Annotated in this window: 15 protein-coding genes; 10 read left to right on the top strand and 5 right to left on the bottom strand. The window is 41.9% G+C overall.

What is annotated here, in order from left to right:
* Nucleotides 1-73 precede the first annotated feature (73 nt).
* The 4 genes from B4Z47_RS19245 to B4Z47_RS19260 form a co-directional block, all read right to left on the bottom strand.
* Complete coding sequence (locus tag B4Z47_RS19245) at nucleotides 74-1,096, bottom strand: WD40/YVTN/BNR-like repeat-containing protein (protein WP_112375758.1); 1,023 nt, start codon at nucleotides 1,094-1,096, stop codon at nucleotides 74-76.
* A gap of 13 nt (nucleotides 1,097-1,109) precedes the next feature.
* Nucleotides 1,110-1,583, bottom strand: a complete 474-nt coding sequence (locus B4Z47_RS19250; protein ID WP_115047417.1) for a hypothetical protein — start codon at nucleotides 1,581-1,583, stop codon at nucleotides 1,110-1,112.
* 1 nt (nucleotide 1,584) lies between these two features.
* Entirely contained in the window at nucleotides 1,585-2,073 is a 489-nt protein-coding gene (locus B4Z47_RS19255) for a hypothetical protein (RefSeq protein ID WP_286727730.1), read from the bottom strand.
* A 96-nt stretch (nucleotides 2,074-2,169) separates the two neighbouring features.
* Nucleotides 2,170-3,192 (bottom strand): LacI family DNA-binding transcriptional regulator, encoded by a 1,023-nt coding sequence (locus B4Z47_RS19260; protein WP_070563701.1) that lies wholly within the window; start codon nucleotides 3,190-3,192, stop codon nucleotides 2,170-2,172.
* Nucleotides 3,193-3,315: 123 nt separating this feature from the next.
* Here B4Z47_RS19260 and B4Z47_RS19265 point away from each other — a divergent pair, with 123 nt between their 5' ends.
* From B4Z47_RS19265 to dctA, 8 genes are all read left to right on the top strand, one after another.
* Nucleotides 3,316-4,800, top strand: a complete 1,485-nt coding sequence (locus B4Z47_RS19265) for a xylulokinase (RefSeq protein ID WP_286727731.1) — start codon at nucleotides 3,316-3,318, stop codon at nucleotides 4,798-4,800.
* Between the two features lies 1 nt (nucleotide 4,801).
* A complete protein-coding gene (gene xylA, locus B4Z47_RS19270; protein WP_112375762.1) occupies nucleotides 4,802-6,130 on the top strand; it encodes a xylose isomerase in 1,329 nt (442 codons plus the stop codon).
* A gap of 51 nt (nucleotides 6,131-6,181) precedes the next feature.
* On the top strand, nucleotides 6,182-7,858 hold the full coding sequence (locus tag B4Z47_RS19275) for a sodium/sugar symporter (protein WP_115047423.1): 1,677 nt from the start codon (nucleotides 6,182-6,184) through the stop codon (nucleotides 7,856-7,858).
* Nucleotides 7,859-7,979: 121 nt separating this feature from the next.
* Nucleotides 7,980-9,935: a gamma-glutamyltransferase family protein gene (locus B4Z47_RS19280; RefSeq protein ID WP_286727732.1), complete on the top strand. Its 1,956-nt coding sequence runs from the start codon at nucleotides 7,980-7,982 to the stop codon at nucleotides 9,933-9,935.
* An 86-nt stretch (nucleotides 9,936-10,021) separates the two neighbouring features.
* A complete protein-coding gene (locus B4Z47_RS19285) occupies nucleotides 10,022-10,624 on the top strand; it encodes a 2'-5' RNA ligase family protein (protein ID WP_115047425.1) in 603 nt (200 codons plus the stop codon).
* An 84-nt stretch (nucleotides 10,625-10,708) separates the two neighbouring features.
* Complete coding sequence (locus B4Z47_RS19290; RefSeq protein WP_286727733.1) at nucleotides 10,709-12,586, top strand: Nramp family divalent metal transporter; 1,878 nt, start codon at nucleotides 10,709-10,711, stop codon at nucleotides 12,584-12,586.
* A gap of 120 nt (nucleotides 12,587-12,706) precedes the next feature.
* Nucleotides 12,707-14,617, top strand: a complete 1,911-nt coding sequence (locus B4Z47_RS19295; protein WP_286727734.1) for a class II glutamine amidotransferase — start codon at nucleotides 12,707-12,709, stop codon at nucleotides 14,615-14,617.
* Nucleotides 14,618-14,750: 133 nt separating this feature from the next.
* On the top strand, nucleotides 14,751-16,016 hold the full coding sequence (gene dctA, locus B4Z47_RS19300; RefSeq protein WP_286727735.1) for a C4-dicarboxylate transporter DctA: 1,266 nt from the start codon (nucleotides 14,751-14,753) through the stop codon (nucleotides 16,014-16,016).
* A gap of 90 nt (nucleotides 16,017-16,106) precedes the next feature.
* Here dctA and lon read toward each other — a convergent pair whose 3' ends face one another.
* Nucleotides 16,107-18,584: an endopeptidase La gene (lon, locus tag B4Z47_RS19305; protein WP_286727736.1), complete on the bottom strand. Its 2,478-nt coding sequence runs from the start codon at nucleotides 18,582-18,584 to the stop codon at nucleotides 16,107-16,109.
* A 342-nt stretch (nucleotides 18,585-18,926) separates the two neighbouring features.
* On the opposite strand from lon, the gene B4Z47_RS19310 reads away from it, so the two are divergent.
* Both B4Z47_RS19310 and B4Z47_RS19315 read left to right on the top strand, forming a co-directional pair.
* Nucleotides 18,927-19,583 carry a tetratricopeptide repeat protein gene (locus B4Z47_RS19310; protein ID WP_112375771.1) on the top strand — a complete coding sequence of 219 codons (657 nt, stop codon included), beginning with the start codon at nucleotides 18,927-18,929 and terminating at the stop codon, nucleotides 19,581-19,583.
* Between the two features lie 265 nt (nucleotides 19,584-19,848).
* Nucleotides 19,849-20,403, top strand: coding sequence for a ferritin (locus B4Z47_RS19315; RefSeq protein ID WP_286727737.1), 555 nt, complete (start codon nucleotides 19,849-19,851; stop codon nucleotides 20,401-20,403).
* Nucleotides 20,404-20,460 lie beyond the last annotated feature (57 nt).

Consider the following 20,460-nt stretch of genomic DNA (forward strand, 5'->3'; position numbering starts at 1 on the left):
TTGGACGACAAAACCTAGCGGCACAGTGCTGCAAAAAATAGTGTGTAGTGTTGCAGGAAATAGCGAATTTAGCTTATAATGCTAAATTCGCTATTTTGCCTTTATCGCCCACTAAAAATATCGCTCGACCTTTTTTTGCCTTTTGGACGGCATTGAAACTTTCCTTTCCAATAGGCGTCCAGTTTTTTCCGCCGTCATTCGATAGGTCTGTACCCGAAGTGCCCGTGCTGATCAGCTGTTTTTTTGAAAGATAAATAACGGCCGACTTAAAGCCAGCGGGTGCTGTCTGTGGTGCAGACCATGTTTTGCCGCCATCGTTGGTTAGCAGGCTATTTTTGTCTTTGTTTTTATCCGCCTTATAATCGCCACCGACGACAATACCCGTTTTTGATGTGTTAAATGCGACAGAAAAAGGGCCGGTGCTATTTGTGCCCTGAATGATGGGGCAGCTGTAACGTTGCCATGTGTTACCCTGATCCTTGCTGCTGTAGATATTGGAAACTGTCCCACCTGTGGCAATCCAATATGTTCCGCTGTTATCGCAATATATTGATGTTCCACTGGCTGCAAAACCGGCCTCGCCATCGGTAATGGTAAAGTGCATATTCGGGGATATATCTTTCCAGGACCTTCCGAAATCGGTGCTTTTCAATAGCGGCATTTTTCCCTGAATGGCGTCGCCAAAGGCAATGCCGACCCCTTTTGATGTAAAAGCAAAACCGTCATAAAATATTTCGGGCCGCTTGTCATTGAATACTTCTTTCCAGCTTCGACCACCATCCTGTGTGCTTAAGATAATGGCAGGGGAACCGGCCGATATAATTAAGGCTTCATGCTCATCAAATGCTTCGATATCCCTAAAATCTGTTTTTTCGTAGCCAATTGGATTGACCCACTGCCAGTTTTTTCCAGCATCGGTGCTGAGCCCAACTGTCCCATTGCTTCCGCTTACCCATAGAGTTGTATCATCAACTACACTTAAACCTCTGTAGCTGCTATTTCGTTCTTGATTTACGATGTTAATTTTTGCTTGTTGAGCACTCAAATGGCTCAGGAGAAAGATTTGGATAATAAGGGCAAGAAATAAAGGTTTCATGTGGTTATACTTTTTATTTAAACAAATCTACTCGTCTTTTTGAAACTTTTCCTTGTTTTTTTAAGATTGTTTTGCGGAGCTGAAGAAATCCAACGGTCATTTTCCGTGGTGATTTAAAATAAGGAATGCTCAGTACGACCAACAGCGCGATGCAGGCGGAAGTGCCGAGGGCTCCGCCATAACCAGTAAAAAATTTACTGGTATTGAGCAGTATTGTCGTGAAAATAGCGCCAGCTAGAGCCAAACCGAAATAGGTTGATAACTGGTTTTTGGAGACCATGCCTATAAATGACGCGCCTATAAAAATAGGGGGAATGTACTGTGCGAGATAAGGAGAAACACTTTGTGGGAAGAAATGTAGAAAACCTGCAACAAGTAAGGTCAGCAATGCCGACGAACGTACTGCCCCTTGGTGAAACTTGGTGTTGACATAGTATGTCGCCGTGCTCCCGATGGTGCCAACTAGGTATAAAATGAATGTTTCCATATTACTTAAAAATATATAAAAGGAGGTAAGTCAGTGAAACACCAAGAAAGGCCAATGTGCCTAGTTTACCGACGACACCATTTAATAAACTTTTCGATACAATCAGATAGATCGCTGTAAAAATACTGGCTGCTAAAATAAAAGAGAACCCATGCGCCACCTGCGCATTGGACATCCCTACAAATGCACCGCAATAAATTGCTGCCGGAAGGTGGGGTAGATAGCTTGAATTTTTGTTGATATTGGGAATGAACGAGGCGATGGTACCTGTCAGTGCTGCGCCCAACACAGGGCCCAAACCGAAAATCTGATTGAAATAGTAGGATGCAATCGCTCCTACAGGTACCCAAATAGCAATTTTAATCGATTCATATTCATGCCTGTGATGATGAATGGGCGACTTGAGGTAACTGTATAAGATCAGTAAGGACAGTAGGCCGATAAAAGCCAATACAATATAAGAATGTGTGTTTTCTACAAAGATGGCCACTAAAAAAAGGGCCTGAATGACAAATAATAAACAGATGCTTATTATCCTAAATTTCTGCCGGGCTTGCATTTAAATAAATTTAGGCAAAGGTACTGATTATTTGTCTATTCTATTGGTAGATTTTCTTTTTATCAATATAGGGTCAAGAACAATCTGTTCGATTGCTTCGTATGGACTTTTTTGTTTGACCATTTTCAGAAAGAGCTTAGCACATTCTTCGCCCATTTTGTTGGCCTGCTGGTCGATACTTGACAGTGTGGGCGTGATAAAAGAAGAAAAGGTCTGGTTTGCAAAACCGATCACACCAGTTGTTGGAATAGCAATATTTGCAGTTTTTAATGCTTGTATTATCCCGACAGCTGTAAAGTCATCGCCACCAATAAAGGCGTCAGGTTGGATTGCAGATTTTAGAATCTGTTCGGTTCCTTTGATACCGGCTTCAATGGATAAGTCGCCGCGAATAATAAAGTCCTTCTGCGGAGAAATCTGCGCGTCTTTTAGGGCGGCTTCGAAACCATGGAAACGATCCTGAAAAATCGCTATTTCTTTATCCGTTGTGATAAAGGCAATATTTTTGTAGCCCTGTTCAAGTAAATGCTGTGTTGCGAGGTAGCCTGCTTTAAAATCATCAAGTTTGACCACGGGAGCAGGAATATTTTTATGCGTACGGTCAAAAATAACCAAACATTTGCGCTGATTGATCACTTCCTGAAAATGCTGGGTTTCCTGCGTTTCTAGCGACAACGAAGCAATAATGCCGTCCACCTGGGCTTCCAGTAAAGTCTTCACGCCATTAACTTCATCCTCAAAAGATTCATTCGATTGATAAAGCAATAGACTATAATTGTGTTTTTTTAACTCTTTTTCAATACTATGTACCGCCTCTGCAAAAAAATGAATTTGCATGGTCGGTACGATGACTCCAATTGTATTGGACTTGCCCGAGGAAAGGGAGGACGCTAGCTTATTGACACTATAATTTAATTCCTTTGCTTTATCAAGCACAAGCTTGCGTGTCGCCTCGCTGATCGTAGGCACATTATTCAATGCGCGCGATACGGTAGAGACTGTCACTCCAAGCGCACGGGCAATATCGTAAATTGTCGTTTTTTTATTCACGCTCCAAAGTAAATAATTTTATTTAATATTTTGATAATTCAGAAACATATCCTACTTTTATGCAACCGGTTGCAATGTTTGTTTCCGCCTTTGTTTTAAAATAACCAGTTTCAATTAATTACCATGTATTTATTAGGTATAGACGTAGGTACTTCTTCCGTAAAGGTTTCGATTGTTGAGGCATCTTCGCAACGCAAGGTTTGCTCGGTGCAATATCCGGACGTAGAAGCTCCCATTATAACGGTGGAGCCCAATTGGGCTGAACAAAACCCGCTCGATTGGTGGGACTACTTTAAACAGGCTTTATTGAAGGCAAATGCGTTAGGGTTATACGATCCCAAAGCGATTTCCGCCATTGGTATTGCCTATCAGATGCACGGCTTAGTTATCGTCGATAAAGATCAGAACGTGTTGCGAAATGCAATTATCTGGTGCGATAGCAGGGCTGTAGAAATAGGGAATGCTGCTTTCGATGAAATCGGAAGATCTTTTAATCTGAGCCATCACTTGAATTCTCCGGGGAATTTTACGGCGTCTAAGCTGGCTTGGGTGAAGGCTAATGAACCGGCGATCTATGAAAAAATAGATAAGATCATGCTGCCGGGCGATTTTATCGCCATGAAACTTTCGGGACAGGTGACAACTTCCATATCAGCCTTGTCTGAGGGAATATTTTGGGATTTCAAAAACAATAAGCTGTCGGATACCATCATGGATTATTATGGCTTTGAGGATCATCTTATTCCTGAGATCTTACCCGTGTTTTCGACCCATGGACAGATTAAAACAGCTGTTGCCGAGGAGCTTGGCCTCTCTGGCACAGTGACTATCAATTATAAAGCTGGTGATCAGCCCAATAACGCACTTTCCCTCAATGTCCTTCAACCCGGGGAAGTTGCCGCGACCGCGGGCACTTCAGGGGTTATCTATGGGGTGAGCGACCAGTTGATTGCAGACCGTGAATCGCGCGTCAATACATTTGCACACGTCAATTATCGCGAGGATGATATCCGTACAGGGGTATTGCTCTGTATCAATGGGACCGGTATTATGAATAGTTGGGGCAGAAGGTTACTGGGGCGTGATTTATCCTATGAACAGATTAATGCACTAGCCGGCGCATCACCTATTGGTAGCAAAGGATTACAGGTTGTCCCATTCGGCAATGGCGCCGAACGCATGCTCAATAACCAAACAGTGGGGGCATCAATTACAGCGATAGATTTGAACAGACATGAGACAAGCGATATTTTACGCGCTATACAGGAAGGGATTGCCTATGCCTTCCGCTATGGCCTGGATATCATGCGTGAAAACAATTTGTATCCAAATATGATTCGTGCGGGGTATGCAAATTTATTCTTGAGCTCCGTTTTTAGGGAGTCATTTGTGGGGGCAACAAACGTTCCTGTGGAGATCTTCAATCACGACGGGAGTATTGGAGCCGCTCTTGGAGCAGGTATAGGAAGTGGGTATTATGACGATTTTACAGAAGCTTTTCGTTCTTTGAAACCTGTTTATACAGTGGAACCTCAATTTGTAGTGCAATATGAGGAGCACTATCAGCAATGGAAGGAATTATTAAACAAACAAATAAATAACAAATAAGATGAATATTATTAAAGGGAAAAAGGAATTTTTCAAAGGCGTTGGCCAAATTCAATTCGAAGGAAAAGACAGCACAAATCCATTGGCTTTCCGTTATTATAATCCAAAACAAATTGTTGGTGGCAAGACCATGGAAGAGTATTTTAAATTTGCCTGTTCATACTGGCATTCTTTCAACGGTAACGGATCTGATCCATTTGGCGGACCGACACATCAATTTCCATGGGATGAAAGCAACGACGTAATCACGAGGGCAAAAGATAAAATGGATGCAGCATTTGAATTTATTAGTAAAATAAATATCCCCTATTATTGCTTTCATGATGTGGACTTAATTGATTACTCGGATAATGTGGTTGAAAATGAAAAACGTCTGTCAACTATCGTTGATTATGCGAAGGAAAAACAAAAGGAAAGCGGTATAAAATTGCTTTGGGGAACAGCCAACCTTTTTAGCCATAAACGCTATATGAATGGAGCTGCAACTAACCCTGATTTTCATGTTCTTGCACATGGTGGAGCACAGGTCAAGGCAGCTTTGGACGCAACGATTGCTCTTGGTGGTGAAAATTATGTTTTCTGGGGTGGAAGAGAGGGGTATATGAGCCTTTTAAATACCAATATGAAGCGTGAGCAGGAACATCTTGCACAGTTTTTACATATGGCCAAGGATTATGCCCGCAAAAATGGTTTTAAAGGAACTTTCTTTATCGAGCCGAAACCATGTGAGCCTACAAAACATCAATACGATTATGATGCGGCTACTGTGCTGGGCTTCCTGCGTCAGTATAATCTTTTGGAAGATTTTAAATTAAATTTAGAGGTAAACCATGCGACATTGGCCGGACATACGTTTCAGCATGAGCTACAGGTTGCTGTAGATGCAGGTAAATTGGGCTCCATTGATGCTAACCGCGGTGATTATCAAAATGGATGGGATACGGATCAATTTCCGAATGACATCAATGAATTGACCGAAGCCATGTTGATTATTTTAGAAGGTGGTGGTTTCCAAGGGGGCGGTGTGAACTTTGATGCCAAAATCCGCCGGAATTCGACAGATCCTGAAGATCTGTTTTATGCACATATTGGTGGGATGGATCTTTTTGCACGCGCTCTAATTACGGCAGATCGTATCCTGCAGGACTCGGACTACAAAAAAATTCGGACAGACCGTTATGCTTCGTTTGACGCAGGTCATGGCGCATCGTTTGAAGATCGTAAATTAACTTTGGAAAACTTAAGGGATTTAGCAGTGGAATTGGGTGAGCCTAAAACCATCAGTGGTAAACAGGAGTATTTAGAAAATTTGGTCAATAGATATATATAGTTCTAAAAATATTTCTATATTAGGCGATCAAATTAAACCAATTACCAATACATGAATAATTATTTAAGCACAAAAGATTACATCGTTTTCCTGATCTACTTTGTTATTGTAGCAGGTTACGGATTATGGGTGTATTATCGCAAGAAATCTGAATCTGTAGGTTCCAAAGACTATTTTTTGGCTGAGGGGTCATTGACGTGGTGGGCTATCGGAGCCTCACTTATTGCATCCAATATTTCGGCCGAGCAATTTATCGGTATGAGCGGTTCCGGATTTAAGATGGGATTGGCGATTGCAACTTACGAGTGGATGGCTGCCATTACACTGATTGTCGTTGCGGTATTTTTTATCCCGGTATACTTAAAGAACAAGATCTTTACGATGCCACAATTTCTCCATAAACGATATAATGGAACTGTTGCGATGATCATGGCCGTTTTCTGGTTATTGCTGTATGTTGTCGTTAATTTGACATCCATCCTCTATTTGGGAGCCATTGCTGTAAGTAGTATTTCCGGTATCAGTCTGGAAGCCTGCATGTATGCCATTGCGATTTTTGCTGTGATCATTACATTGGGAGGAATGAAAGTAATCGGTTATACGGATATTATTCAGGTTTTCTTTTTGGTATTGGGTGGTTTGGCGACCACTTACCTAGCCTTGAACCTCGTTTCAGAGCACTATGGTGGATCAGGAGTATTGGAAGGCTATCACTTGATGACCGAAAAAGCTTCCGACCACTTCCATATGATTCTGGATCGTAAAAACGAGAACTATCTCGATTTACCGGGGCTAACCGTATTGATTGGCGGTATGTGGATCGTTAATTTGAACTACTGGGGATGTAATCAATACATCACGCAACGCGCGCTTGGAGCAGATTTGAAAACCGCGAGAAACGGTATCTTGTTTGCAGCATTTCTGAAGTTATTAATGCCTATCATTGTTGTGTTGCCGGGTATTGCAGCCTATGTCATGTGGAAAGATGGCTTGTTCCAAAATGAAATGATGCAACATGGTGAGGTAAACCCGGATCATGCTTATCCAGTTTTGTTGAATTTATTGCCAGCAGGTTTAAAAGGCTTGTCTTTTGCGGCATTAACAGCTGCAGTGGTCGCTTCTTTGGCAGGTAAAGCAAACAGTATCGCGACAATCTTCTCCTTGGATATTTATAAAAAAGTATTCAATACAGAAGCATCGGATAAGAAATTGGTCAATATCGGCAAGCTGACTGTTGTGGTTGCCATGATCTTGGGTGTGCTGATTGCTCCACATTTGGGTATTGATAAAAAAGGTGGATTCCAATATATTCAAGAATATACGGGTTTTGTATCTCCAGGTATTTTTGCGATGTTCATTTTAGGATTCTTCTGGAAGAAAGCAACTTCAAATGCGGCTTTGTTTGCAACAATTGGAGGTTTTATTTTCTCCATCATCTTCAAAAAATTGCCGGATTGGGTCGATCTGTCATTCTTGTCATCGACAGGTTTCTCTGTTCCAAATCCAACAACAGGAGTCTACGAAATTCCATTTTTGGATAGAATGGGATTCGTCTTCGTGATCTGTATTATCGGTATGATTCTCATCAGTATTGTCGACAATAAGCGTGGTGTCGTGCCAGCTGGATTGGAAGTTGATACCACGATGTTTAAACCACACCGGGCGTTTTTGGTCATTGCATTGATCGTAGCGCTATTGGTTACAGCATTATATTCTATTTATTGGTAATCCAATAGCAAATAAGATTTTAAAAACTCCTATCAATCTCGGTTGATAGGAGTTTTTTGTTTGTTTTAAAAATACCTATCTTGGTTTAACTAAAACCATTGCTTAACGAAAGATTGCTGCTATGAAAAGAAGAAGTACCCTGCTACTGACGACGATATTTGGATTACTTACTACCGGTATGCCGATGCTGAGTTCAGCTCAGCGCACACAGAAACCACCTTTACATGGAAAACATTGGATGGCTATTACGGGTAAGCCCTTGGCGGCAACAGCGGGTGCCCAACTATTCCAACAAGGCGGAAATGCGGTGGACGCTGCTTGTGCCATGCTCGCAGCAACCTGTACGATGTGGGATGTTTTGAGTTGGGGCGGAGAGACGCAGGCCTTAATTTATCATCCGAAATTAAAGAAGGTTATTGCCATAAATGCCTTGGGGGTAGCACCCAGTGGAGCGACAGTTGATTTTTTTAGGTCAAAGGGCTATGAATTTCCACCTGAATATGGCCCCCTTGCTGCGGTTACTCCGGGTACGCCCGGCGGATTGTGCTATATGTTGGCTCATTATGGAACGAAAAGTCTTGCAGAGGTATTGGCTCCTGCTCTTGAAATGGCTGCGGGTTATCCCATTGATGCACAAACAGCAACGAGTATAGAGCGGGGTAAAGACCGCATTAAAGAATGGTCCTACAGTAAAAAGGTATTTTTAGTACATGAAGGGAAATCCTGGGAAGCTCCCGAGGCGGGAGAGGTTTTTGTACAGCAGGATCTGCATAAGACCCTGTCCAAATTGGTAGAAGCCGAAAAGAAGGCCCTAGCAGCGGGAAAAGATAGGAAAGCCGCAATCATGGCTGCCTACGACCGGTTTTATACCGGCGATATTGCAGATGAATTTGTCCGTGGCAGTAAGGAGCAAGGTGGCTTAATCACGAAAGCAGACTTGGCCAATTGGAAACCTATTGAGGAGGAACCATTGCACGTCAATTATAAGGGCGTTGACGTGTATAAATTACAAGAATGGGCACAGGGGCCAGCCATGCTACAGAGCCTGCAAATGTTAAAAAACTTTGACCTAAAGGCCATGGGTTATAATTCTGCTTCTTATATTCATACACTCTATCAGGTTATGAACTTAGCCTTTGCCGATCGGGATTTTTATTATGGTGATCCCTACGGTAAACCGAAGACACCTATTCAAGGCCTATTACATGAGTCTTATGCGAAGGCGAGAGCTGCAACAATTGACCTTAAGCGAAATAACCCGAATGTACTTCCCGGAGATCCTTATCCCTATGAAGGGAAACAGAATCCTTATCTTCCGTTATTGGAGCAGCGTAAGCAGGAGTTTACACCACATGCGGAGCTGAAAAATGATTTTGTCCCTAAACATGACGCACGCTCAAGTTCGTTGCTAACGGAATTGCCAAAAACAGCTCTTTTGGCCTCTTTAGCGGTGGATAGTGCCTATGTTGACCGTTTATTACGGGGTACCACAAGTGTTGAAGCGGCGGATGAAGAAGGTTGGGTCGTTTCGATCACACCGAGTGGAGGTTGGCTTCCTGCCTGTATTGCCGGGAATACTGGGGTGGGCATGAGTCAGCGCCTACAGAGTTTTGTCTTAGATTCGTTGATTAACCCGTTCAATGTGGTCGAGCCAGGCAAAAGACCGCGTGTAACGCTCACCCCTTCGATGGCTTTGAAAAACGGAAAACCTTACCTTTCTTTTGCCGTGCAGGGCGGAGATACTCAGGATCAGAATTTACTGCAATTTTTCTTGAATATGGTCGAGTTTGGTATGACGCCACAACAAGCCAGCGAGGCGGCCAATATCAACAGTAATCAGCTTTGGCTATCGCTGGGAGGAACAAAGACCGATGATCGAAAACCGCGCTCAGGTAGCCTGCTATTGGACAAAAATACCGCTCCAGCAATTATTGAACAATTGAAGAAAATGGGGTATAGCATTCAGCTCGGCGATCGTACCAGTGGACCTATCAATGCGATTTATTTCGATCAGCAGCAACGTACACTTTGGGGCGGCAGCAGCAACAATGGGGAGGATTACGGCATCGGGTGGTAGTATTTCATTGGCTTTGCTTAGGTTTCGGTTTTGTTATCTCCACTGTATTTATTATCTTACCTACTGATCGGAAACTGATTTTTGTTATGGAGGGTAGTGTCAATAAATATTCGTTTGTTTTTCAGCCTGATGAAGCTGGTATTGTCTTGGTAGATGGCTTGAAGCGGCGATTACGTGCATCGTTAGCCGAACTGCTTCCCGACAAAAACAAAGGCTGGTATCCCAGTTGCAATTCCAAAGCTCATGTAACGATATGTGCTTTTGAAGCAGATGCGTGTAAACTGACAATGGCTATTGAGGCTTTGCAGGAGACTTTGGTCTATGAGCGTAGTCAGTATGTTTATTTCGATCATTTTTCATCATTTGCGGGTGGTGCTTTCTATATTGCACCAACTGTGCACGCCCGGAGTTATCTCAAGGACCGGGCGCGGAAGGTTGTTCAAACATTGACGGAGTTTGATTTGATCGAGATTAGCGACGAACCCCATATTTCGATTGGGCGACGTCTGGAGCCAGAGCAGCTTGAAATCGCAAAAGAACAGTTGCGGTCTGTCGATCTGAGCTTTATGTGCAAGGGCGTTCATGTGCGGCAGTATAAGCCTGATTTAGGTCAGTACGAGATCATCGATTTTATCCAATTTGGCAACCAATCGAAGGAAAATTCTGGCCAGCTGGCATTTAAATTCTAATAATATCGCGGTTTAATTGCCTAATAATGTAAAGCTTTTTATCTTTAAGGCTGACAATACACGATATTGCACTTATAGTACTTTATGCATTACGACGAATCTCATCATAAATCCCTATCTGATATCCATGAAAGTGTCGATGTCAATCAAGGGAAATCCAAATTTAAGAAGATACTTAGTTTCTTTGGTCCAGCTTATCTCATTAGCGTGGGGTATATGGATCCAGGCAACTGGGCTACCGATCTTGCTGGAGGAAGCCAATTTGGCTATACCCTGATTTGGGTGCTGTTGATGAGTAATATCATGGCGCTGGTGTTACAGAATCTATGCGCGCGCCTAGGTATTGTACGCGGTAAAGACCTTGCGCAGTGTAACAGAGAGACCTATCCTAAACGGATGAATTTTGTGCTCTATGTGCTTGCTGAAATTGCAATAGCAGCCTGTGATCTGGCGGAGGTTTTGGGAATGGCAATCGGTCTTAACCTCCTTTTTGGAATCGATTTGCTTTGGGGAGTAATGATCAGTTTTGCAGATACCTTCTTGCTGCTCTATCTGCAGAAGCTGGGGATGCGAAAAATGGAACTCTTTATCATCGGACTTATCGCGCTTATTGGCATGTGTTTCATGGTAGAAATGTTTTTGGCGAAACCTGATTTTGCAGAGGTAGCCACCGGATTTATCCCCAGTATCCCGAATAGCGCTGCATTATATATTGCCATAGGAATTATAGGTGCAACCGTCATGCCGCATAACCTGTATCTGCATTCGGCCCTGGTGCAAACGCGAAAAATTGACAGGAATGAGGTTTCTATCCGAAAATCGCTCAAGTATAACTTTTGGGATAGTGCCATCGCCTTGAACCTGGCCTTTTTGGTGAATGCGGCAATATTGATTCTTGCAGCCTCTGTTTTTCACAAGAACGGTATGCATGACGTGGCCGAGCTTGAAGATGCTTATCACCTATTGGGCAACCTTCTTGGAACGGAATGGGCCTCAAAATTGTTTGCTGTTGCCTTGATTCTTGCCGGACAGAGCTCAACGGTGACGGGAACCCTAGCTGGACAGATTGTGATGGAGGGATACCTTCGCTTGCGGATTAGTCCGACCTTGCGGAGGATTATAACGCGGCTTTTGGCTATTATCCCGGCTGTATTGGTGATACTCATTTCGGGTGAAGGTCGCGTTGGTCAGCTGCTGATCTTTAGTCAGGTGATCTTGAGTATGCAGCTCGCTTTTGCCGTCATCCCGTTGATCCATTTTGTGAGCGATAAAGGCAAGATGGGCACTTTTGCCATTAAACCGTTAACGAAAGTAGCGGCCTGGCTGATCGCGGCCATTATCGCTGTTTTGAATTTTAAATTAGTATACGACGAAGTGGTCGGCTGGATTGGTGAGGCCAACAATATTGTAGTAACCGTATTATTGATCTTGGGCGCAGTGGGCTTGTTTGCCTTATTGATGATGACCGTATTATACCCTATTTTACTTAAATCAAAACCAACGGAGCTGGAGGTGCACCCACCATTTGAGGCTTTGCATTTTGAGCATAAGGGCTCTTTTAAGAAAGTAGTGATTGCATTGGATTTCTCAAATTCAGATCAGAAAGTAATCCAATATGCTTTACAGCTTTCGCACGAGGATACTTCTTTTGTGGTTGTACATATTGTTGAGAGTGCATCGGTAAAGTATACCGGAGATTCGACAGATGATTTTGAATCGCGTCAGGATTTGGAACGACTGAAATTGTATGCAGACTTTCTCTTGTCCAAAGGACATCAGACGGAATATGAATTAGGTTACAATAACCGGATCAAGTGCATTGCTGAAATTTGTGAAAACTATAAAGCTGATCTGTTAGTTGTAGGCAGTCATGGACATAATGGGCTGAAGGATTTTGTTTTTGGTGAGACAGTTAACAAGCTGCGGCATGCAGTGAAAGTACCTGTTTTTATTGCTCAATAGGTTCTCAGTGACTATCTCAAAGAGTCTCTGTCTATTCACTGTAATTTTATTGCGGAAAAAGTGAGCGGGGCGATCGCTAAGTGCTAAATAATTCTTATTTTTGCGACATCAAATCAAGATATGAGCGACGCTATTAAACACGAGTGCGGAATCGCACTAATTCGCCTGTTAAAACCCTTATCTTATTATCAGGAAAAATATGGTACGCCATTTTATGGCATCAACAAATTGTACCTATTAATGGAAAAACAGCACAACCGTGGACAAGACGGGGCTGGAATTGCAACCATTAAATTTGATGTAAAACCTGGAAATCGTTACATTTCGCGTTACAGAGCTATGGGCTCAACTGCTGTGGCAGACATATTCGAATATGTACAGAAAAAATTTGCTTCTGTTCAGAAAGCATTTCCAGAGGAGTCAAAAGATACGCAATGGTTAAAAGATAACGTAAGTTTTACGGGGGAAGTACTTTTAGGACATTTGCGCTATGGAACGCATGGAAAGAACAGTATCGAAAGCTGTCACCCATTTTTGAGACAAAACAATTGGATGTCTCGTAATTTGGTGGTAGCGGGTAACTTCAACATGACCAATGTGGACGAATTGTTGCAACAGTTATACGAGTTGGGACAACATCCAAAAGAAAAAGCGGATACCGTAACCGTTTTGGAAAAAATTGGCCATTTCTTGGATGATGAGAACCAAGATCTGTTCGATCAATTCAAAAAAGAAGGTCATTCTAATATTGAGATCAGCTCGCTGATTGCTAAAAATATTGATGTTACCAAAATATTGAAGCGTTCGGCCAAAACGTGGGATGGCGGTTACACCATCGCAGGTATCTTTGGTCATGGTGATGCTTTTGTGATGCGCGACCCAGCGGGTATCCGTCCTGCGTTTTATTATCAGGATGAGGAGATCTTAGTGGTAGCATCGGAAAGACCGGTCATCCAAACTGCATTCAATATTCCTATTGGTGCTGTAAAGGAAATTAAACCAGGTCATGCCCTGATCGCTAAAAAAGATGGTACTGTATCCCAAGAGATGTTTAGACAACCCGTAGAACAACGTTCTTGCTCTTTCGAACGGATCTACTTCTCGCGTGGATCAGATGCTGATATCTATCAAGAACGTAAAGAATTAGGAAGATTACTGGTGCCTCAGGTATTGGAATCTGTCAAAAATAACATCAAAAATACCGTATTCTCGTTTATTCCAAATACAGCCGAAGTATCTTACTATGGCCTAATGGATGGTATCAATGCCTACGTTCGGGATTTTCAAAAAGAGACGCTATTAAATCGTTCAGAAAAGATTTCTGATGAGGAGTTAGATGAAATCTTGAGTATCAAACCTCGTTTTGAAAAACTCAACGTAAAGGATGCTAAACTGCGTACCTTCATTACACAAGATGCGGACCGTACCGATATGGTACAACATGTATACGATACGACTTACGGTATTGTAAAAGATCATGAAGATACCATCGTTGCCATTGACGATTCGATCGTTAGAGGAACAACGTTGAAACAAAGTATCTTGACGATCCTGGATCGTTTGAATCCGAAAAAAATTGTGATTGTTTCTTCTGCCCCGCAAATTCGTTACCCAGATTGTTACGGTATTGATATGTCACGTATGGGTGAGTTTGTCGCATTCGAAGCGGCAATTAATCTCCTCAAACAACGTGGTATGGCACATATTATTGATGAAGTTTATCAAAAATGTGTGTTGTCAATGACCCAAGATGTTCATGAGATCGAGAATTATGTTAAAGCGGTCTACGCACCGTTTACGGATGAAGAGATCTCAGAAGAAATTGCTCGTATTGTAAGACCTCACCACCTAAAGGCAGAGCTTGAAGTAGTTTACCAAACATTGGATAATTTACACAAAGCTTGTCCGGACCATAAAGGTGATTGGTACTTCTCGGGTGATTATCCAACACCTGGTGGAAACAAGGTTGTTAACAAAGCGTATATGAACTGGATTGAAGGAAAGAATGTAAGAGCATATTTCAGCAGCTAAGTTCAAAATTATATTAAAGAGGGATGCATTTATGCGTCCCTTTTTTTTATATATTCGTACCAATTAGTGTCAATATCCTAAATTAAAAAACCAATTAAAGCAAGGGAAATTGCTGTCCGTAAATAAACCGATCATGAAGCATATTTTTAAGAGTCTCTATTTTCAAGTCATCGTTGGGATACTTGTGGGGATCATCTGTGGTATCTATTACCCTGACTTCGCTGTCAAGCTAAAACCATTGGGAGACGCTTTTATTAAACTGATCAAGATGGTTATTGCGCCATTGATTTTTAGTTCCATTGTGATCGGTATAGCTGGAATGCAGGATACGAAAAAAGTGGGAAAAATCGGCTTGACTTCCATTATCTATTTCGAGATCATGACCACGATTGCCCTGATTATCGGTCTGGTCTTTGTTAATTGGATACAGCCGGGTACCGGGATGAACGCCGATCCAGCGAGCCTTGATGTATCTTCGATATCCCATTACATCTCAGAATCCAAGAAACCACATGGTTTTATGGATTTTATCATCGGGATCATTCCAGATAATGTGATTGCTGCGGTAGCTTCGGACAACATGTTGCAGGTACTCGTTTTTGCCGTACTATTTGGGATCGGTATGACAAAAATCGGGCAGAAAGCTTCCGAGCCGGTCCTCCATGTATTGCAATCTTTTCTGAAGGTTCTCTTCTCCATTATCAAAATGATCATGTACCTGGCGCCAATCGGTGCAATGGGAGCAATGGGTTTTACGATCGGTAAGTTTGGGATCCAGGCCTTATCCAAACTCTGTATGTTGATGTTGAGCTTCTACCTAACCTGTTTTATTTTCGTGGTCATCGTGATTGGAGCGGTATTGTATTTTTATCTCAAGGTGAATGTTTTTAAGTTTTTAAAATACATCAAGGAAGAAATTCTGATTGTATTGGGGACCTCCTCTTCTGAGTCGGCTTTGCCGGGCATTATGCAGAAGATGGAAGATGCGGGCTGTGCCAAGCCTGTTGTGGGCTTAGTTATCCCCACGGGTTATTCTTTCAATCTCGATGGGACAAGTATCTATTTGACGATGGCAGCGGTCTTTATTTCGCAGGCCCTCAATATGCATCTCAGCCTGGAGCAGGAGATTACCTTATTGCTGGTATTGCTATTGACCTCCAAAGGGGCTGCGGGCGTAACAGGAAGTGGTTTCGTTACCCTTGCCGCGACTTTGCCTGTGGTTGGCCATGTACCGGTAGAATCTGTCGCTTTGATCTTTGGTGTGGATCGTTTTATGAGTGAAGCAAGAGCGATAACCAATTTGATCGGAAATTCAGCGGCAACGCTGGTTATTTCAAAATATGAAAATAGTTTGGACGAGGATCTTTTGCATGAAAAGCTGGGATCTAAACGCGTATAATCGGTGAGGGGAATAGGTATAGATTGTATAACAAAGGTGCTATCCAAATTCTTTGGATAGCACCTTTAATTCAAAACCCTTCGGTATCTGTTAATTCTCTTTTTTTGTATTTTCTATATCTTGAGCCAGATCGATGGCACCCATTACTTTTTCTTCCAATAGCGCGAGCTTGATCACCTGGGACATTTCAGTCACATAGTGGAATTGCATGTCTTTGATATAATCTTCCTTGATTTCCAAGATGTCTTTTTCATTGGATTTACAAAGGATAATATCTTTGATGTTCGCACGTTTTGCGGCAAGGATTTTCTCCTTAATACCGCCAACAGGCAATACTTTTCCACGTAAGGTAATTTCACCTGTCATGGCTAATTTTTCCTTCACTTTACGTTGAGTAAATAGCGATGTCAGTGCGGTAAGCATTGTTATACCAGCTGAAGGACCATCTTTTGGAATAGCACCCGCAGGAACGTGGATATGGATATCCCAATGGTCGAAAACGCGGTAGTTAATGCCAAAATCCGAAGCATGGGCTTTCAGGTAGGCTAGTGCAATCGACGCAGATTCTTTCATGACATCACCCAAATTACCTGTCAGGCTCAAACGTCCTTTTCCAGGGCTCAGCGAAGATTCTATAAATAGGATATCGCCACCTACGGAAGTCCAGGCCAAACCCGTTACGACACCGGCAACATTGTTATTTTCATAAATGTCCTTATCAAATATTGGAGCACCTAGGATATCAAGCAGATCCTGTTCGTTAATACTCGGACTGTAATCCTTTTCCATGACAATGCGTGTTGCAATACCACGTACGACAGAGCCGATCTTTTTTTCTAATCCACGCACACCAGATTCACGTGTGTAATCCTCGATAATCTGTTCGATGATCTTAGCTTTTAACGAGACATCTTTGGCCGCCATTCCATGCATTTCGCGTTGTTTTGGCAAAAGGTGCTTTTTCGCGATTTCGATTTTCTCCTCGATGGTATAACCATTCACTTCGATAATTTCCATCCGATCCAATAACGCAGGTTGAATAGCACTCAAGGAATTGGCCGTCGCAATAAACATTACTTTGGAAAGGTCAAACTCCATTTCGACATAATGATCATAGAAATGTGTATTTTGTTCCGGATCCAATACTTCCAATAAGGCCGACGAAGGATCTCCTTTGAAGTCCGCGCTCATTTTATCGATTTCGTCCAAAATAAAAACCGGATTTGCTGCTCCTGCTTTTTTCAGTGACTGTATGATACGGCCCGGCATTGCGCCGATATAAGTTTTACGGTGTCCTCTGATTTCTGCTTCATCGCGTACACCACCCAAGGCCATACGGGTATATTTACGCCCCAATGCTTTGGCAATAGATCTTCCCAAAGAGGTTTTACCGACTCCAGGAGGGCCTACTAAACAAAGAATAGGTGCTTTCATATCATTTTTTAATTTCAATACCGCAAGGTATTCAATGATACGTTTTTTTACTTTCTCAAGCCCATAATGATCTTTATCGAGCACTTTTTGTGCTTTGTTTAAATCAAAATTGTCTTTTGTTGTTTCATTCCAGGGTAGATCAAGTAGTAGCTCAAGGTAATTGAGCTGTACCGAATAATCTGCAGCCGCAGGATTGATACGCGATAGCTTTTCGAGTTCTTTTGTGAAATGTTTTTCTACATCAACATTCCATTTCTTTTTCTTACCCCGTTTTTTAAGCTCTTCCAGCTCAAGATCGGGGGTGTTTCCACCCAGCTCTTCCTGGATTGTTTTGAGCTGTTGGTTCAGGAAATAGTCACGTTGTTGTTTGTCAAGGTCGACACGTACTTTATTCTGAATCTGGTGCTTTAGTTCCAACATCTGGATTTCAGTGGTCAACAGCTCCAGTAAAAGTTTGGCCCGGTTCTCCACTTTGGGTATCTGAAGCAGTTCCTGTTTTCTGATCATTTCGACATTGATATTCGACGAAATGAAGTTGATCAGAAACGAGGGGCTTTCAATATTTTTGATGGCAATACCAGCTTCACTAGGTAAGTTTGGCGAAAGCTGGATGATCTGCAGCGCCATTTCTTTTAAGGTAGAAATTGTCGCTTTAAAGTGCTTGGTCATCTTCGGTTTCGCTTCGTTGAATTTCTCCACACGCGCCTTTAAATAAGGTTCGGTTTCGACAATTTCCAACAAGTTGAACCGTTGTTTTCCCTGGATAATGACGGTGGTATTACCGTCAGGCATTTGGAGTACTTTAATGATATGAGCTACAGTGCCCACTTTATTTAGTTCTTCAAATCCTGGGTCCTCTACAGTCATATCCTTCTGAGAAACAACACCAATAGTTTTACTGCCTTTATAGGCTTCTTTGACTAATTTGATGGATTTATCTCGACCTACGGTAATCGGAATGACAACACCGGGAAATAATACGGTATTACGTAAAGGCAAAATAGACAATGCTTCTGGAATTTCAGCATTCGCCATATTATCTTCATCCTCTTGTGTAAGTAAAGGGAAGAATTCGGTATCCTCTGCAACGATTGGAATTGCTTGACTGAAATCAAAAGTTTCGAATTTGCTCATAGTATTTATTTTGTGTATTTGGCAGTCGCTGACATGTTGACGGCTGACTTTCAAATTTTAAGCTTCTATTATTGTTTCCCCTATATTGCAAGGGAAGTGCCAATTGCTAAAAGTGAGCAAAATTACAAATCTATTTTCTAGAATAGGAAAAAAAGGCAGGTTAAATAAAATTTATCTGCCATTTGTTGGAAAAATAGGCATAATAATTGTAATATTGGAATGTGAAAGGGCACCGATGGCAGTTCTTGCGTTTAAAGAAATCAATCGGCGGTTTTTTCAAAAATGTAGAAACGATCACACGTGATCATTAAAGAGTGAATATAAAAACGTAACTAGTTAGATATGAATTTAAAATCATTTAAATTGGGTTTGTTTACTGGGGTTTTTGCCTTAGTTGCTTTTAGCGCGAATGCACAACAACCAAAACAGGCTGAGCATAGCAACGCTAATGTGAGAATGGGGCAGAAAGCTCTTTTGGATGGTGATTTCAAGAATGCCGAGTCATACTTGACAAAAGCCCTACCTCAGGAAGGGAAAGATCCGGATGTATTATACATGTTGGGATATTCTCAATTTCAAAATGGTGACTATAAAAAATCAGCGGAGACTTTTGGGAAAGTAGTTGCATTGAACGGTAAAAATGCAAATGCTTTATACTTCAAAGCGAAAGCAACAAACAACCTTGCTACTCAATCCACAAACAAAACATCTGTTGCCAACAAAGAACAGTTGTTGAAAGTTGCTATTGAGGATTATTCAAAAGCGATTGCCATTACGCCTACTGATTCGAAATTCTATCAAAATAGAGCGATTGCGAATCGTGATTTAGGTATCTTGATCGGAACAGCGGGTACGCCGAACTACAATAAGGCAATGGCAACTGACGCTTATAACAATGCAATCAAGGATTATGAAAAAGTGTTGAGCTTTGATGCATCGAAGAAAGATATTCAAACTGAAATCAAAAAAGCGAAAGTATATAGAGATAACTTGAAATAGTATCGCTATAAAAGCATAGAAAAAGGGAATGCCAATGGTATTCCCTTTTTTTTGTGCTTATTAATTTTGTACCTATTGATTTTGTACCTATTGATTTTGTAACTATTGATTTGTGCCGGTTGAAATGTACTTATAGGAATGTAACGGTTGGTCACAAATGAGATCCAGTTTCATTTAGAGGGGTGAGTTTCGGCAGTTTTTCCTCGATAAATTTCAAACGAAATAAGCACTGAAACTGTTCTTTTCCTAAATCAAAATGAATATTATGGAAACGAATCGATTGTCAAAGGAAATGCAGGAAATTTTAATCAGTCAGATGACAAAAGAGGCTGAGGCTGCACAGATTTATTTGGCGTTGGGGGTATGGGCAGATGATCAGGGTTATGGCGGAATCGCCAATTTTCTGTATAGACATGCCCAGGAAGAGCGTAATCACATGACTAAGATTATGGGGTATATACTTGAACGGGGTGGTCGTCCTAGGATACAAGCTATCGCAGAGCCGCCAGCTGACCCACAATCATTGACCGAATGCTTTAATCGCGTTTTTAAACACGAAGTAGATAATACTGAAGCGATCTATAACATCGTCAATTTGGCGTTGGCGGAAAAGGACTGGGCAACATGGAACTTTGCGCAGTGGTTTGTTAAGGAGCAAATCGAGGAAGAGAAGTTAGCATTGGAATTGATGGATAAATTGAAAATCGCCGGTGGTGACCGCGCATCAGATGAATCCTTGTTCGCGTTGGATTCCTCGTTGGAAGCCATGCCCGACGAAGTGACTTTGGCAAGAGAAGCAACAGCAGATGATCCCAAATAATTGTAAAACAGAAAAAGGCGGGATCGTAGATCCCGCCTTTTTCTATTTTACTGTGTA

Origin of the sequence: Sphingobacterium sp. UBA2610, assembly GCF_002339225.1 — a bacterium.
Classification (GTDB): Bacteria; Bacteroidota; Bacteroidia; order Sphingobacteriales; family Sphingobacteriaceae; genus Sphingobacterium; species Sphingobacterium multivorum.

Bases quoted from the DNA above. Each gene is read 5' to 3' on its own strand.
- dctA (WP_286727735.1), top strand. From the start codon at position 14,751: ATGAAGCATATTTTTAAGAGTCTCTATTTTCAAGTCATCGTTGGGATA.
- B4Z47_RS19310 (WP_112375771.1), top strand. From the start codon at position 18,927: ATGAATTTAAAATCATTTAAATTGGGTTTGTTTACTGGGGTTTTTGCC.
- B4Z47_RS19280 (WP_286727732.1), top strand. From the start codon at position 7,980: ATGAAAAGAAGAAGTACCCTGCTACTGACGACGATATTTGGATTACTT.
- B4Z47_RS19285 (WP_115047425.1), top strand. From the start codon at position 10,022: ATGGAGGGTAGTGTCAATAAATATTCGTTTGTTTTTCAGCCTGATGAA.
- B4Z47_RS19290 (WP_286727733.1), top strand. From the start codon at position 10,709: ATGCATTACGACGAATCTCATCATAAATCCCTATCTGATATCCATGAA.
- B4Z47_RS19315 (WP_286727737.1), top strand. From the start codon at position 19,849: ATGGAAACGAATCGATTGTCAAAGGAAATGCAGGAAATTTTAATCAGT.
- B4Z47_RS19295 (WP_286727734.1), top strand. From the start codon at position 12,707: ATGAGCGACGCTATTAAACACGAGTGCGGAATCGCACTAATTCGCCTG.
- B4Z47_RS19250 (WP_115047417.1), bottom strand. From the start codon at position 1,583: ATGGAAACATTCATTTTATACCTAGTTGGCACCATCGGGAGCACGGCG.
- B4Z47_RS19265 (WP_286727731.1), top strand. From the start codon at position 3,316: ATGTATTTATTAGGTATAGACGTAGGTACTTCTTCCGTAAAGGTTTCG.
- B4Z47_RS19275 (WP_115047423.1), top strand. From the start codon at position 6,182: ATGAATAATTATTTAAGCACAAAAGATTACATCGTTTTCCTGATCTAC.
- xylA (WP_112375762.1), top strand. From the start codon at position 4,802: ATGAATATTATTAAAGGGAAAAAGGAATTTTTCAAAGGCGTTGGCCAA.
- lon (WP_286727736.1), bottom strand. From the start codon at position 18,584: ATGAGCAAATTCGAAACTTTTGATTTCAGTCAAGCAATTCCAATCGTT.
- B4Z47_RS19245 (WP_112375758.1), bottom strand. From the start codon at position 1,096: ATGAAACCTTTATTTCTTGCCCTTATTATCCAAATCTTTCTCCTGAGC.